Annotated in this window: 14 protein-coding genes; 12 read left to right on the forward strand and 2 right to left on the reverse strand. The window is 33.7% G+C overall.

The annotated features are described in order from the left end of the window. Positions 1 to 4: 4 nt before the first annotated feature. Together treC and HZY91_RS10115 are read left to right on the forward strand one after the other, a co-directional pair. Positions 5 to 1,675 (forward strand): alpha,alpha-phosphotrehalase, encoded by a 1,671-nt coding sequence (gene treC / locus HZY91_RS10110; protein WP_197116134.1) that lies wholly within the window; start codon positions 5 to 7, stop codon positions 1,673 to 1,675. A 114-nt stretch (positions 1,676 to 1,789) separates the two neighbouring features. Next, a complete protein-coding gene (locus HZY91_RS10115; RefSeq protein WP_197116135.1) occupies positions 1,790 to 3,019 on the forward strand; it encodes a GerMN domain-containing protein in 1,230 nt (409 codons plus the stop codon). Positions 3,020 to 3,068: 49 nt separating this feature from the next. On the opposite strand, the gene treR is transcribed toward HZY91_RS10115, so the two are convergent. Continuing rightward, positions 3,069 to 3,785, reverse strand: a complete 717-nt coding sequence (gene treR / locus HZY91_RS10120; RefSeq protein WP_197116136.1) for a trehalose operon repressor — start codon at positions 3,783 to 3,785, stop codon at positions 3,069 to 3,071. Between the two features lie 218 nt (positions 3,786 to 4,003). On the opposite strand from treR, the gene mnmE reads away from it, so the two are divergent. The 3 genes from mnmE to mnmG are packed head-to-tail and all read left to right on the forward strand — an operon-like array spanning position 4,004 to position 7,782. Continuing rightward, positions 4,004 to 5,380, forward strand: a complete 1,377-nt coding sequence (mnmE, locus tag HZY91_RS10125) for a tRNA uridine-5-carboxymethylaminomethyl(34) synthesis GTPase MnmE (protein WP_197116137.1) — start codon at positions 4,004 to 4,006, stop codon at positions 5,378 to 5,380. Between the two features lie 9 nt (positions 5,381 to 5,389). Next, positions 5,390 to 5,881 (forward strand): NUDIX hydrolase, encoded by a 492-nt coding sequence (locus HZY91_RS10130; RefSeq protein WP_197116138.1) that lies wholly within the window; start codon positions 5,390 to 5,392, stop codon positions 5,879 to 5,881. Then, positions 5,881 to 7,782, forward strand: coding sequence for a tRNA uridine-5-carboxymethylaminomethyl(34) synthesis enzyme MnmG (mnmG, locus tag HZY91_RS10135; protein ID WP_197116139.1), 1,902 nt, complete (start codon positions 5,881 to 5,883; stop codon positions 7,780 to 7,782). Before HZY91_RS10130 ends, mnmG begins: the two co-directional genes overlap by 1 nt. A 156-nt stretch (positions 7,783 to 7,938) precedes the next feature. Here mnmG and HZY91_RS10140 read toward each other — a convergent pair whose 3' ends face one another. Next, on the reverse strand, positions 7,939 to 9,390 hold the full coding sequence (locus tag HZY91_RS10140; protein WP_197116140.1) for an AcpB/EbpR/MafR family transcriptional regulator: 1,452 nt from the start codon (positions 9,388 to 9,390) through the stop codon (positions 7,939 to 7,941). Positions 9,391 to 10,114: 724 nt separating this feature from the next. On the opposite strand from HZY91_RS10140, the gene rsmG reads away from it, so the two are divergent. From rsmG to guaB, 7 genes are all read left to right on the forward strand, one after another. Then, the gene (rsmG, locus tag HZY91_RS10145; protein WP_197116141.1) at positions 10,115 to 10,840 is read left to right on the forward strand and encodes a 16S rRNA (guanine(527)-N(7))-methyltransferase RsmG; all 726 of its coding nucleotides are present in this window, start codon (positions 10,115 to 10,117) and stop codon (positions 10,838 to 10,840) included. Positions 10,841 to 10,851: 11 nt separating this feature from the next. Continuing rightward, positions 10,852 to 11,616, forward strand: a complete 765-nt coding sequence (locus HZY91_RS10150; RefSeq protein WP_197116142.1) for a ParA family protein — start codon at positions 10,852 to 10,854, stop codon at positions 11,614 to 11,616. A gap of 28 nt (positions 11,617 to 11,644) precedes the next feature. Beyond that, positions 11,645 to 12,487: a ParB/RepB/Spo0J family partition protein gene (locus HZY91_RS10155; RefSeq protein ID WP_197116184.1), complete on the forward strand. Its 843-nt coding sequence runs from the start codon at positions 11,645 to 11,647 to the stop codon at positions 12,485 to 12,487. 24 nt (positions 12,488 to 12,511) lie between these two features. Beyond that, on the forward strand, positions 12,512 to 12,721 hold the full coding sequence (locus tag HZY91_RS10160; protein WP_197116143.1) for a DUF951 domain-containing protein: 210 nt from the start codon (positions 12,512 to 12,514) through the stop codon (positions 12,719 to 12,721). A 17-nt stretch (positions 12,722 to 12,738) separates the two neighbouring features. Beyond that, positions 12,739 to 13,839, forward strand: coding sequence for a redox-regulated ATPase YchF (gene ychF, locus HZY91_RS10165; RefSeq protein WP_197116144.1), 1,101 nt, complete (start codon positions 12,739 to 12,741; stop codon positions 13,837 to 13,839). Between the two features lie 12 nt (positions 13,840 to 13,851). Beyond that, a complete protein-coding gene (locus HZY91_RS10170) occupies positions 13,852 to 14,625 on the forward strand; it encodes a DUF1129 domain-containing protein (RefSeq protein ID WP_197116145.1) in 774 nt (257 codons plus the stop codon). Positions 14,626 to 14,801: 176 nt separating this feature from the next. Next, positions 14,802 to 16,277 carry an IMP dehydrogenase gene (gene guaB / locus HZY91_RS10175; protein WP_197116146.1) on the forward strand — a complete coding sequence of 492 codons (1,476 nt, stop codon included), beginning with the start codon at positions 14,802 to 14,804 and terminating at the stop codon, positions 16,275 to 16,277. Positions 16,278 to 16,350: the final 73 nt, after the last annotated feature.

The raw sequence follows: 16,350 nt of genomic DNA on the forward strand, positions 1-16,350 counted from the left end.
ATTTATGGACTTAAGCCAACGTGTTATTTATCAAATATATCCTCGATCATTTCAGGATAGTAATAAGGATGGAATCGGAGACTTACCTGGTATTATCAAACGTCTAGATTATTTAAAAGAATTAGGGATTGATATGATTTGGTTAAGTCCTTTTTATCCTTCTCCACAAAATGATAATGGATATGATGTAAGTAATTATTTAGAGATAGATCCAATGTTTGGAAATATGAATGATTTTGATTGCCTAGTGGCTGAAGCACAAACTCGTGGAATAGATCTGATGTTAGATATGGTATTTAACCATACATCGATCGAACACGAATGGTTTCGAAAAGCGTTAGCAGGTGATCCAAAGTATCAAGATTTTTATTATTTAAGATCTTTAAAAGAAGATGGATCATTACCGACTAATTGGGAATCTAAATTTGGTGGTCCTGCATGGGCACAATTTGGTGAAACAGACCTATATTATCTGCATCTATATGATAAAACACAAGCAGATTTAAATTGGTATAATCCTAGGGTTAGAAAAGAACTACATGAGATTGTAAAGTTTTGGATGAAAAAAGGGGTTAAAGGCTTTCGATTTGACGTTTTAAATGTTATTGGAAAATCGGAAGTATTAATTGATAGTCCGGAACCAGGTTCAAAAGAGGAGAAAGCTCTTTATACAGATACTCCGATTGTCCATGAATGGATTAAAGAATTAAATCAGGCAACTTTTGGACAGGATCAAGATTTTGTGACGGTAGGCGAAATGTCTTCTACTTCTGTTCCCTCAGGAATTCTTTATACTAATCCATGTCAAAATCAACTTTCTATGATTTTTTCTTTTCATCATTTAAAAGTAGATTATGAAAATGGAGAGAAATGGTCTAACCCACCTTTTGATTTTATTGAATTAAAAAGAATTTTAAATGAATGGCAACAGGGAATGTCTGATGGCAATGGCTGGAATGCTCTATTCTTAAATAACCATGATCAGCCAAGAGCAAATAGTCGTTTCGGTGATCCAGAGAACTATCCTTTTGAAACTGCAAGTATGCTGGCACAAACGATTCATTTTTTAAGAGGAACTCCCTATGTTTATCAAGGTGAAGAGATTGGTATGTCTAATCCTAATTTTGAATCTATTGAGCAATATCATGACGTTGAAACCCATAATTATTATCATATTATGAAAGAGAAAGGTTATACTAAAAATAAAATTATGGCAATTATTCAAGCTAAATCTAGGGATAATAGTCGAACGCCTATTCAATGGGATAGAAGTCAAAATGCAGGATTTAGTAAGGTAGAACCTTGGATTAATGTAGCAGATAATTATTTACAAGTAAATGTTGAAGATGAGCTAAAAAAAGGGAAAATATTTCGATATTATCAAAAAATAATTGAATTAAGAAAAAATAATGAATTGATTCAAAAAGGTCACTATCGTGGTTTAATGTTAGATGATCCTAATTTTATGGTATACGTAAGAGAATCGAAGAATTCTAAAAAATTATTGGTTGTTAGCCATTTTTATGAAGCAGACTGTGAATTTAGAATGCCTGAAGAGTTTACCCATTGTAAGGCTACTAAATTAATCGGCAACGGTAAATTGTCTAATATATATGAGGGACAAGAAACATTAATTTTTGGTCCGTATGAAACGGTTGCTTACCTATTTGAATAATTATTTGAAAGGATTTCGATTTTTTAAAAACGAAATCCTTTTTATTAACTAATTTATTGTTATATGACTGCTGAACTGTGCTATAATTGATTTTATCGTGGGGAGGTGGCTAAAATGTTTGTCGTTAAAAAGTTGTTATTTTTGGGTGTTATTTTTATATTAGTAGGTTGCAGTAGAGAACCAATGATTCAACTAAGTGAAGAAAATCGAATAAAAATAGAGTCTAAAATAGCAGAAAAAACAACTACGGAAGAGAAAATAGAGTCTAGCATAGAAACTCAGCCAAACGAATCCACTAAAGAGACTCAGGCATCGCCAAATAAAGAAAATCCTAACATTACTATTGATACTTCTAAATGGGAGCAAGCAGCTGAAGGAACGGAATATTCGATTATGGATTTTATTCCTTTTAGAGCAAATCAGATTAAAAAATTTTCAGATGATATGATTAGTTATGTGGACCATTATGATGAGAGTAGTGGGCAAATGCAAGTCCGTCAAATCAAAGATAATAAAACTATGTCTAGTCTTTACCAGTGGGATGGTAATCAAATCAAACAATTCGCTTCTTTTCAGCCAGAGAATGTTTTACGGAACTATTTAGATTCGGAACAATATGATAATACCCTTTCTCAACCTCTTGTTTTATTAGCAGCACCGATAGTAACAGGTAACCGATGGACGTATGATGGACAGAATCAAAGTGAGATTACTGCAATATATGAAAATGTTGAAATTGATAATAAACAATTCAGTCAAGTGGTTGAAGTGACGACGGATACTAATGACAAGCAAGTTCATCAATTATATGCTAAAGATTATGGCTTAATCGCTACTTGGGATGAGCAAAATAAACTGTCTAGCTATTTAAAAGAATACTCTACTGATGTGATGCTGGTTTATAATATTGATATATATGTTCCAGTTGAAAATGAAAATGGTTCTTTAATTGAAAAACAAGTTGTTCCATTTTCTTGGCAGACAGATGACACGCTAGCCAGTGCTCTTAAACGACTATTCCAGGAACAAAAATGGATAGGGCAAGAAATAGATATATTAGATATCTCAAAAGAAGAAGACATTGGAGAGGTTGATTTTACATCAGGAGTTGTTGCTGATCTCAATAAACACCCTGCAGGAGAACAAGCAGTTATAGCTGCTTTAGTATCAACAACTGCAGAATTTTTAAAAGTGGATAAAGTACGATTGGAAGTTTATGGTAATGGAATGCTTCCGGCTACGATTGATTATCCACCTAATGGAATATACACGATTGACCCTACGTGGTTGAATCAGACAAATTCGACTCCTTCTACGGAGGAGATAACAGAGACCACTATGTAGATAGAGATAAAGAAAGCGGATGATGGGGAATTTCCATCATTCGCTTTCTTTATCTATGCTGACGGCGATGCGCAATTTCTTTAAAACGAAATTTGTCAATACGATGTCTAGATTTAGTTAATTGAAAAAAAGAAGTGTCAGCGAGAAAAACATGACTAGCAACCATCATAATGTAATCTGTCTCTGAGATGTTCATCCATTGTCGATCCAATTCATTAGATAAATCAGCATAAAATTCTTTAATAGCATAACCTATTTCTAAATGAAGTTCTTCTTCAAAGTATTGATAAATAGAAGATAATGCTTTATCGCTGGGTATTTCATTGACATACTTAGTGCGAATATACTCTTCATCAATAATTAAAATTTCACTGTCAATTTGACGGGCTCGTATTAAATGAATAAATTTTTCATCATCATTAATATCATAGAGTCCAATTAATTCTTTAGGAACATCAGTAGTTTGATTTAAAATAATATGTGAATGACTGTTTAAATTTTGATCATGTATGAGTTCCTTATATGAAACTAGACCAGAAATTGGAAGCGAAAATTGTTCATAGTCTAAAACGATAGCTCCTTTTCCTTTTTGTTTATGGATAAATCCTTCATCAATTAAACGTTTTTGAGCTTTTCTGACTGTTTCACGAGATACATGATAATATATAGCAAGGTCAGGCTCACTAGGAATTAATGATCCGATTGGATAATAACCATTTTTAATTTTATTTTTTAGATCATGATAGATTTGTTCAAATTTATGCATTAAATCACATCCTATTCCTATGTATTTTACCATTTTTTATCAAGCTAACGTAACTAAAAATTGTTTAATAACTTTTTCAAAAATCTTGCTCTTCCACTATGTATTTGATACAATACCATCGATAATAGGTAGCAGTCAAAGTGCTTACGAAAAAATAACCTTTTATGAGGTTTTTTCGTTGGGCACTTTTTTTATGAAATTTTTGAAAGGGGAAAACAATGTATCTAACGGACACAATTGCTGCTATTTCAACAGCATTAGGTGAAGGTGCTATTGGTATTGTAAGATTAAGCGGTCCAGAATCACTTAATATTGCTTCGGAAATGTTTAGAGGAAAAAATCTTTTGGAAGTTAATAGTCACACTATTCATTATGGCCATATCATTGACCGCCAAGATAATATTATTGATGAGGTGATGGTGACAGTATTGAAAGCACCCAAAACATATACACGTGAAGATGTAATAGAAATAAATTGTCATGGGGGTGTCATGGCAGTTCAAAGAATTCTTGAAGAATGTCTATTGCTTGGAGCAAGAATGGCTGAACCAGGTGAATTTACTAAACGTGCGTTTCTGAATGGTAGGATTGATTTATCACAAGCAGAAGCACTAATGGATCTGATACAAGCAAAAACTAGTCGAGCGATGGATGCTTCAATTAATCAATTACAAGGTTCTCTTTCAGTAAAAATTCGAGAATTGCGGCAAGAAATGTTAAATACCTTAGCACAAGTAGAGGTGACGATTGATTATCCAGAATATGATGATGTTGAGGAAATTTCAACAAACGAATTGGTGCTAACAGCGAAGAATGTCAAATCAAAAATAGAGGACATTTTACAAATGGCGCAAAATGGACGTTTATTTAGGGATGGGATAAAAACTGCTATTGTGGGTCGCCCCAATGTAGGGAAATCAAGCCTTTTAAATCGTTTGACAGGTTTTGACAAAGCAATTGTGACTGATATTGCCGGAACTACTCGAGATACCATTGAAGAGTACATTAATATTCAGGGTGTACCGCTTCATTTAGTAGACACAGCAGGTATTCGCGAAACAAATGAGTTGGTCGAACGAATTGGTGTGACAAAAAGTCGTGAATTAATTGACAAATCAGATTTAATTATACTTGTTTTAAATCAAACAGAATCTTTGACAGAGATCGATATAGAACTATTAGAATTGACGCAAGGTAAAAAGCGAATAATTTTATTTAATAAAGAAGATTTGGTCGCTAAAATTGTTCCTCATGATATTTCTAATTATGCTGAAGAAAATGAAGTGATTTTGACGTCTATGTTAACAGAAAATGGTATTCGCCAATTAGAAGAGAAAATAGTAAATCTTTTTTATGCTGGCAATCTACAGTCGACAGATGTCAACTATTTATTAAACTCTCGTCATACAAATTTATTACGACAAGCAATTAAATTACTCGATGAGGTAATAGTAGCAAGTTATGATCAAGTACCAGTAGATTTGATTCAAATTGATTATACAAGAGCTTGGGAAATATTGGGAGAAATTATTGGAGACAGTTTTCAAGATGAGCTATTAGATAAATTATTTAGCCAATTTTGTTTAGGAAAATAGGTGAAAAAAATGCAACAGTTATCAACAATTTGCTATTTAGATAATGGTAAACAATTTTTGCTTTTACATAGAAATAAAAAAGAAAATGATATACATGAAGGTAAGTGGGTAAGCGTAGGAGGTAAATTTGAGCCTGGTGAGACTCCTGAGGAATGTGCAAAGCGAGAAATAAAAGAAGAGACAGGATTGAATGCAAAGAATTTAATTCCAGTTGGTTTTATTAGTTTTCCAGATTTTACTCATAATTCAATCGATTGGTATTCATTTGTCTATCGTGTCAAAGATTTTGATGGAGAAATAATTGAGGATTGTGATGAGGGAACATTAGAGTGGGTTGATTATGATCAAATTATGGATAAACCTACTTGGGAGGGTGATTATGTTTACTTAGACTGGATCTTATCTGATAAGCCTTTTTTTTGGGCAAAATTTGAATATGATGTTAAGGGTAAGTTATTCCATCATTCTGTAAAATTTATGGAAGATAGAGGAGGAAAGTGATGCATACATACGAAGCAGGAAATTATGATGTGATTGTTGTAGGGGCAGGACACGCGGGAAGTGAGGCAGCACTTGCTTCCGCTCGCATTGGTTGTCGAACATTACTCATCACAATGAATTTAGAAATGATTGCTTATATGCCTTGTAACCCTTCTATTGGGGGACCAGCAAAAGGTGTGGTAGTAAGAGAAATTGATGCCTTAGGGGGAGAAATGGGTCGTAACATTGATCGTAGTTATATTCAAATGCGATTGTTAAATACTGGAAAAGGTCCAGCGGTTCAAGCCCTAAGAGCTCAGGCAGATAAACATTACTATTCAAACTCGATGAAAAATACTTTGGAAGCCGAAAAAATGTTGGATTTAAAACAGGCAATGGTCGAGCAACTTTTAATTGAAGAGGGACAGTGTCAAGGAGTGATAACCAATTCGGGGGCGACTTATCGAGCTAAATCTGTTGTTTTGACAGCAGGAACTTATTCTAGAGGACGAATCATAATTGGAGAATTAGATTATTCATCAGGCCCCAATAATACTTTGCCTTCGGTAAAATTATCAGAACATTTATTAGAATTAGGAGTAGAATTAGCACGGTTTAAGACAGGAACACCACCAAGAGTTCATGAAAGTTCTGTTGATTTTGAGGAGACAGAGGAACAACCAGGTGATTTAAATCCTAATCATTTTTCTTTTTCTACTTCTGATGAAAGCTATATTACTGATCCTATTTCTTGTTGGCTAACTCATACAAATAGTTTAACCCATGAAATTATTGAAAATAATCTACATCGTGCTCCCATGTTTTCTGGGATTGTGGAAGGGGTAGGTGCTCGATATTGTCCTTCTATCGAAGATAAGATTGTTCGATTCAGTGACAAACCTCGTCATCAAGTTTTTATTGAACCAGAAGGGCGAAATACAAAGGAGATGTATATTCAGGGTTTGTCAACATCATTACCAGAAGATGTTCAAATAGAGATGTTACATAGTGTAAAAGGTTTAGAGAGAGCAGAACTTATGAGACCAGGGTATGCGATTGAATATGATGTGGTGGTTCCTCATCAATTAACTTTAAGTTTAGAGGTTAGACAAATACCTGGACTCTTTACTGCAGGACAAATGAATGGAACCAGTGGTTATGAAGAAGCAGCTGGACAAGGAATTATTGCTGGGATTAATGCTGCTCATAAAGCATTAGGTAGAGAAGCATTTGTTTTACAACGATCTGAGGCATATATTGGGGTAATGATTGATGATTTAGTGACAAAGGGAACAACAGAACCCTATCGTTTGTTAACTTCTCGTGCAGAATATCGTTTACTCTTAAGACATGATAATGCTGATTTACGTTTGACAGAAAAAGGCTACCAACTTGGGCTAGTATCAGAAGAAGCATATCAAAAATATAGAACAAAGCAAAATATGATTGACAAAGAATTGGATCGTTTAACAAAAATACGTTTGACACCTAAAACATCTGGATTAGCTGAATACTTTTCAAAAGTCGGTTCTACTCCTTTAAAAGATGGTATTTTAGCTAGTGAATTACTCAAGCGACCTGAAATTAAATATAAGGATTTGCAACAAGTGTTACCTGAATCTAATTTGTCAATTGATCGTCAAGTAGCAGAACAGGTTGAAATTCAAATAAAATATGCAGGTTATATTAAAAAAGCTCTGCAAAAAGTAGATAAAGTGAAGGCAATGGAAGAGAAAAAAATTCCTGAAAATATTGATTATGATGCAGTTGATAGTTTAGCAACGGAGGCTCGTGAACGCTTAAAATTAATCCAGCCTTCAAACATTGGGCAAGCTAGTCGTATTTCAGGAGTGAATCCTGCGGATATTGCTATTTTATCCGTCTATATACAACAAGGAAAAATTGTGCGAATTCAAGAATAACCTATTTTGTTTTAATTTAAGTAAGTATAGCGAAAAAATTTCTTAATTATTTACTATTTAACGCTTGTAAAGTGTTAGATAAATAGAATTTGAGGAATTTTATAGTTTATACATACAATGGAAAACACGTCTCTAATCATTAGAGACGTGTTATTTTTAAAATTCTAGTTGACTGATCATTTTTGTTAAGGATTGATAATTTTGTGGAGTGGGATAATCTTCAATCCAAAGAATATGCTTATCTGCAATATCTTCTATATAAAAATTACTAATTAAAATTTGTGAATCAAGGGAATTGAGTCTTTCTATGCAAATAGAACTTTCTTCATAGATGTCGAGCTCTAAAATGGGACCAACTCGTTGTTTAATCCAATTATAAACAAAAACTGCATGTTCATATTCTAAATCTGTAATAATTGTAGCTTTTAATTTAGCTTTTTTATTTTGAAGCTGTTCTAGAATATTATCGAATTTAAGGAAGAAAGTATAAACAAATTGATCAACAACTGATTGGTTATTTTCAGTGTGAAAATTTAAATAGAAATTAGTCATTCGCTCATTGATATAATGATATTCTTTCGGAAAATTCTTTTTAAGAAATTTGATGAAATTTCCCTTTCGATTAACATGGATTGTATTAACCGTAATTTTTTTGTTGATCAGCAAAGTATCATGTAGTTCAAAAAGGAGTGTATCTCTATTAGTTAAAATAACATCAAACTCTTGGATAAAGTCATCAATAATTGTATTAAGATATAAGATCGATTTTCTTTCATTATCTTGATTCAAATCATTGCTTATAAAATGTGATAAACTTGCGATGTAGTTCTCTTGGACAAAAGGATAGAAAAGTTGTTGAAGGCTATCCTTGCTAAATTCAAAACCAGTTGCCTGATGAAAAAGAGATTTAAACGATGAGTGCTCAGGGCTGTCAAACATTTGATAATAATAATTTGCTTTATCTGAATTTGGTAATTTATTGCCTAACCGGGTTCTAATCATGTTAATGGCAATAATATTGGCCCAATAATGTTTGTTTCCAAAATTTAACTTGAAGTCAAAGATTTGTGCAATTAATTGTAAGAACTCTTCTAATTTATACAAATCAATTTCAAAAGGCCAGTCCATCACATTACCTGCTTCTGAAAATAATTGATTATAAAATGTACGGATATTGGCTTCTTCTCCAATTAATTTGACAGGTGTTAGTTTAATTTCAAGATCATATTGTTCAAGCAGTTCCATATTAATTTGATGGACTAGACGATACAGTGTGGATTGACTAATATCAATTTTTTTAATGATTTCAGACCGTTCAAATTCATTGTAAAGAAAGAGTGATTCTAACAAATCGAAAGCAACAGATTCCCGAATCATGTAGGTATAAAAATAATCAATTCGTATATTATCTGGTAATCGTAAATAGACGGTATCGGAATCGGTTTGAATTACCATGTCTGGGAACTTACCTCTTAAATAATTTAAATCTTCATAGATTGATCTTCGGTTCGTGTTAAACTTTTTTGCTACTTCTCGATAGCTTTTAGCTTGTAACTCATTATGTAAATATTCAATTAACTTGATTCGCCTAAATTTGGCTTTTGACATAAAAACAGAAATGGAAGTCCCTCCTAGCAAGAATAAATTTTAATCGACTTTTTTTACTATAGCAATCCTATCCTTAATCTGCAAGCATCCATAAGAAATTAAACGAAATTTTTATTAATAAAATTTATATAAAGTTAAAATGGATTCGCTGATTATTCAAGGAATTCGTTCTAATTTAAAATTAAGTTAATACAGAAATGCTATTAAATAGTATTGGGTCAGCAGACATAAGAGAAACAATAACGTATAATATTGATAAGAAGGACTGGTATTTGAAAATAGCTATGTTTACGATTCTTATTTTCATTTCTCTCTTAAATTTGAAAAGAATATATGAAGTAACCGAAGCTAAAGAATATTCTGATAAATTTATTGAGAGGGTGCTAGAGATTAATATTTAAAAAGAAATAGAGTCAGAGCAAAAAGAAAAAATTAATTCAATAGAGGTAACCGTATTCCACTCTTTTACCCATGTGAACTAGTTGGAGTCCTTTTATCAAGAATTTTATTAGAAGAAAAGGCTTTGAGTTATCTATCCCATAGTTTAACCATAAAGGAATATGGTAAAAATTAGGTAAATTAAGTTTAAATGATCCAGATCTTATCTTAATTAAGAGCAGCAATTTTATAGATAGAAAGATTGATAATTGTAGGAATTTTTAGTAAAGTAAGAGAGCTGTGAAACAATTGTTTCACAATTTTTTTAAGATAAAGGAGCATTTAGATGACCGTTGAAGAATTTGTACAAAGTCTAGCTCAATATGGTATTATTCTTAATTCTAAACAAATACAACAGTTTGAACGTTATTTTGAGTTATTAATAGAATGGAATAGTAAAATTAATTTAACGGCAATTACAGACAAGCAGGAAGTTTACCTTAAACATTTTTACGATAGTATTTTACCTCTTTGGGAAGTCCCCTTAGAAAATTACGATATTAAAGTGTGCGATGTAGGTGCTGGGGCAGGATTTCCTAGTATTCCGATGAAAATAATACATCCTGAACTTAATTTAACTATCATTGATTCACTGAATAAACGAATCAAGTTTTTAGATACTCTGAGAGGTGAGTTAGAATTGGATTCAATTCAATTGGTTCATTCAAGAGCAGAAGATGCGGGTCAGAATTTTAACTATCGTGGCCAGTTTGATTTAGTAATGGCAAGGGCAGTGGCCCCTTTAAATGTGTTAGCAGAATTTTGTTTACCCCTCTTAGGAAAAGGTGGGAGTTTTTGGGTTTTAAAAGGTGGCCATAAACAAACCGAGGAAGAATTGCGTATTGCTCAAAAAGCGGTTAATGTTCTGGGCGCAAAAATTGTAGAAGTGAAAAAAACGAAACTCCCTTTTGATGAAGGGGAAAGAACAATTATTTTGATGAAGAAGACTTTAGATACTCCAAAAAAATATCCAAGAAAAGCAGGAAAACCTGCAAAATCACCAATAGAATAAGGAGGTATATGATGGGGAAAATGATTGCTGTCGGTAATCAAAAAGGCGGAGTAGGAAAAACAACAACTACTGTCAACCTTGGAGCAGCTTTAGCTTTTCTGAATAAGAAAGTTTTAATTATTGATTCAGATTCTCAAGGAAATGCTACTTCGGGATTGGGAATTGAAAGAGGAGATGTCAAAAATAGCCTTTATGAAGTTTTAGTAAATGAAATACCAATTGAAGAAAGTATTTTATCTACTTCTCGTGATAATTTGGACATAGTTCCTTCTACAATTTCTTTAGCTGCTGCAGAGATAGAGTTGGTTAGTATTGAGCAACGAGAATTTCGGTTAAGGAAAGCAATTGAACCAGTGATTGAAGAATATGATTATATCCTAGTAGACTGTCCTCCTTCACTTGGTCAGTTATCTATCAATGCTTTTACAGCCTCTGATACGATCTTAATACCTGTTCAAGCAGAATATTATGCTTTGGAAGGCTTGAGTCAGTTATTAAATACGATTCGACTTGTTCAAAAGAGCTATAATCCTCAGTTCCGAATAGAAGGTGTTTTGATTACGATGCTAGATGCTAGAACAAACCTTGGCTATGAAGTAGTAGATGAGGTTAGGAAATATTTCCAAGAAAAAGTTTATAATACTGTTATTTCAAGAAATATTCGTCTTTCTGAAGCGCCTTCTTATGGTTTGTCAGTGATTGACTATGATCCAAAATCTAGAGGCGCTATCATGTATATGGATTTAGCAAAGGAAGTGGTGGGAAGTGACGAATAGAAACAAAAAAGGTGGGCTTGGAAGAGGAATGGAAGCACTCTTTTCAAGCGTATATGAAGAAAATCCTTCTGATAGCGAGGTTGTATCTGAAATTAATTTATCAGAAATTAGACCTAATCCATATCAACCTAGAAAGCATTTTGATGAGTCTGCATTAAATGAATTAGCAGAATCGATTAAGCAATCTGGTGTATTCCAGCCGATTATTATCAGGAAGTCTTCAATCAAGGGTTATGAGCTAATTGCAGGTGAGCGGAGAGTTAGGGCCTCAAGGCTCGCAGGAAAAACAACGATACCAGCAATAGTGAGAGATCTTGATGAAGAGGCTATGATTGAAATAGCTGTCATTGAAAACTTACAGCGTGAAGATCTTAGTCCATTGGAAGAGGCTGAAGCCTATAGTATGTTAATGGAAAATTTGAATTTAACTCAAGCTGAAGTTGCTGATCGTATAGGTAAAAGTCGTCCCTATATTGCTAATTATTTGAGATTATTGCAATTACCAGACAAAATCAAAAATTTTGTTAATCAAGAAAAGTTATCGATGGGTCAAGCTCGAACGATACTTGGATTAAAAGATAAAACACAAATGGTGAAAATAGCTGAGCAGGTAATCCGAGAACATTTGACAGTCAGACAATTAGAAGATTTGGTCCAACAAACTAATCAAAGCCAAGTTGTAAAACCACCAAAGAAGAAGAAAAATAATCAGAAACCTCCTTACTTCAAGGCCCTTGAAGAACAAATGGAGGAGAAATTTGGGACAACAACTAATATTATAAGCAAAGGTGACAAAGGAAAAATTGAAATTGAATATTTTAGTGATTCTGATTTGACACGTATTTTAGATTTATTAGGTATTCAGTTATAACGTGTAAAAGAAGGAGGACTTATTTTGAATACAAAAGCCTATGATAAATATGATATTGTCGAAATGCGTAAACCTCACGCTTGCCAAACAAATCGTTGGCAAATTATCAGAATGGGAATGGATATTCGAATAAGATGTGAACACTGTCAGCATATTGTCACAATGACACGACGAGATTTTGATAAGAAATTAAAAAAAGTATTAGAGCATCAATCAGAAAAAAATGATTTATAAGAAAAGAGTGTGAAAGTATGGCATTAACAGCAGGAATTGTGGGATTACCTAATGTAGGGAAATCTACACTTTTTAACGCAATTACTAAAGCAGGGGTAGAGGCAGCTAACTACCCTTTTGCGACGATTGATCCAAATGTGGGGGTAGTAGAAGTTCCTGACAAAAGGTTATCGGATATTACTCAGTTAATTCAACCGAAGAAGACCATACCCACTACTATTGAATTTACTGATATAGCAGGGATTGTCAAAGGAGCTAGTAAAGGAGAAGGGTTAGGAAACAAATTTTTAGCCAATATTCGACAGGTAGATGCAATTTGTCATGTGGTTAGATGTTTTGAAGATTCAAATATTACACATGTCTCTGGAAAAGTTGATCCTATTGACGATATAGAAACGATTAATTTGGAATTAATTTTAGCTGATTTGGAAACGATTGATAAAAGAATTTCAAGAGTTGAAAAATTAGCTAAGTCAAAAGACAAAGAGGCTGTTGCAGAATATGAAGTATTATTAAAATTGAAAGAAGGATTAGAAAATAATCAGTTAGCTAATTCTATTGAATTTTATGAAGAACAATTGCCAATGGTTAATAATTTATTTTTGTTAACACGTAAAAAAATGCTATATGTTGCTAATATAGGTGAAGAAGAAGTAAGTGACTCAGAATCTAATCCATATTTAAAGCAGGTGAGAGCTTTGGCTTCAGAACAAGGCGCAGAAGTTGTACCTGTTTCAGCAAGATTAGAAGAAGAGATCGCAGAATTAGATGACGAAGAAAAAGCAATCTTTCTTGAAGATTATGGGATGGCGGAATCGGGCTTAGACCGTTTAATTCAGCATGTCTACTCTTTGTTAGGCTTAGCTACCTATTTTACAGCGGGTGAAAAGGAAGTTCGAGCATGGACTTTTCGTCAAGGGATGAAAGCTCCTCAAGCAGCAGGTGTTATTCATTCTGATTTTGAAAGAGGGTTTATTAGGGCTGAAACAATGTCTTATAATGATTTAATGCAATATGGATCCGAAGCGGCTGTAAAAGAACATGGAAGATATCGTTCTGAAGGTAAAGATTATATAGTACAAGATGGCGATATAATGCTGTTTCGTTTTAATGTTTAAAGGAGAATTCTAATGGGTAATCATGAACAAAATGAAAAATTAAAGGAAGAAAGAATGGCAAATGAAAGCAATAATCAGATGCCATTTGATCAAGATGAAAATCAAAATACTGTTATAGCGGGGGTAACTAATACCGAATGGGATCAGTTAACAAAACGTAATCGCCAGTTTTTATTTGATATTGATAAACATCTTTCAACAGAAAATATTGATGCTAGTGTGAAATCAATGGCTTTTTCAGAGATGGCTCAGACGCTTATTGAAGGGCAAAGAACGGGTCACACTGCACGTCAAATTTATGGAACTCCCACTGAGACTGCTGATGCTATTAGACAAACTCATAGTACGAAGAGTGAGGAACTTGAAAAATCTCCTGATTGGCAAATTGCAATTGATGGAGGGCTAATGCTTGGTTCAATCTTTACCATAATTACGGGATTTACAGTAATGATGGGAAAATCAGGAACAGCTCAGCAAGGATTTTTAATGGGTGGACTGACCTTAATCATTAATTATTTGGTTGCTGGTTATGCAATGATGGAGACTGCTAAAGTATTGCCAAACCCAGATGCGCCTAAAGGTGAGAAAGGATATGCTAAGTACTTTTTAGTATCAACTGCTACGATGGTTTTATGGATTGGACTTGTAATGTTCAGCCAGTATTTTTTACCAAGGATTATTAATCCTATTTTGCCAGCATTAGTCTATCTTATTATCGGGGGAATATCATTATTACTGCGTTTTTATTTAAAAAATAAGTGGAAAATTGAAGGCGGCCTCTTTTAGGTGAATTGGCACCTGAACACTCAGATGTTTTTATTTCCGAATGAATAGTAAATAATTTTTTTATTATTCAGGATTTACTTGCTTAAGGTACTTTGTCATGATAAATTAGGTGGAAATTATCTGCTTATCTAACTTATAATAAGTATGAAATATATAATTAATATAGGAGGATGTTTATGTCGTCTTGGGAAACAAAATTTACTCGTGAAGGATATACTTTTGATGATGTCCTATTGGTACCGGCTCATAGTGAAGTTTTGCCTAATGATGTTGACTTATCTGTTGAATTAGCTCCAAATTTAAAATTAAATATTCCAATTATTTCGGCAAGTATGGATACTGTCACTGATGCAAATATGGCAATTGCAATGGCTCGTCAAGGTGGGTTGGGTGTCATTCATAAGAATATGAGTATAGAAGACCAAGCCGGCGAAGTGCGTAAGGTAAAACGTTCGGAAAACGGAGTGATTTTAGATCCTTTCTATTTAACTCCTGATAATTTATTACAAGAAGCGGAAGAGTTAATGGCACGTTATCGCATTTCAGGTGTTCCGATTATTAAAAGTGAAGATGATCGTACGTTAGTGGGAATTATTACTAATCGTGATATGCGTTTTATCGAAGATTATTCAGGTAAAATTGAAGATCATATGACCAGTAAAAATTTAATAACGGCTTCGATTGGAACTTCTTTAGAAGAAGCAGAAGCTATTCTATATAAGAATAGAATAGAAAAGTTACCCCTTGTAGATGACAATGGTCATTTATCTGGTTTAATAACAATTAAAGATATAGAAAAAGTGATTCAATATCCATCTGCTGCAAAAGACTCTCACGGCCGATTATTAGTGGCTGCAGCGATTGGAATTACAAATGATAGTTTTGAGCGTGCTGAGGCTTTAATTAAAGAACAAGTTGATGCCCTAGTGGTTGATACAGCTCATGGACATTCAGAAGGGGTTATCCGAAAAATTACTGAAATTAGGCAAAAATACCCAGATGTGACAATCATTGCGGGAAATGTAGCGACTGCAGAGGCAACACGAGCATTATTCGAAACAGGAGTAGATATAGTAAAAGTGGGAATTGGGCCAGGTTCTATTTGTACAACTCGAGTGGTAGCAGGAGTTGGCGTTCCTCAATTAACAGCTACTTATGAATGTGCATCGGTTGCAAGAGAATTTAATAAAGCGATTATTTCTGATGGGGGCATAAAATATTCAGGTGATATAGTGAAGGCCTTAGCTGCTGGTGGGCATGCGGTGATGTTGGGATCTATGTTGGCTGGAACAGATGAGTCTCCAGGAGAGATGGAAATATATCAAGGACGTAAATATAAATCTTATCGTGGAATGGGATCACTTGCAGCAATGAAAAAAGGATCAAGTGATCGTTACTTCCAATCAAAATCCGAAGCCAATAAATTAGTTCCTGAAGGAATTGAAGGGCGCGTTCCATACAAAGGAAGTGTTTCTGATATTATTTTCCAAATGGTGGGCGGAATTAGATCTGGTATGGGTTATACAGGTTCTGCTAATCTTAAGGATTTACGTGAAGAGGCACAGTTTGTGCGAATGTCCGGAGCAGGACTAATTGAGTCTCATCCACATGACATTCACATCACTAAGGAAGCTCCAAATTATTCTCGTTAATAAAATAGCCTCGTATTTAAAGTGACCCCAAAGGTGAGTTTTACTCTAACTTTTGGGGTTCATATCAGTTTTA

Origin of the sequence: Facklamia lactis, assembly GCF_015863205.1 — a bacterium.
Taxonomy (GTDB): Bacteria; Bacillota; Bacilli; order Lactobacillales; family Aerococcaceae; genus Facklamia; species Facklamia lactis.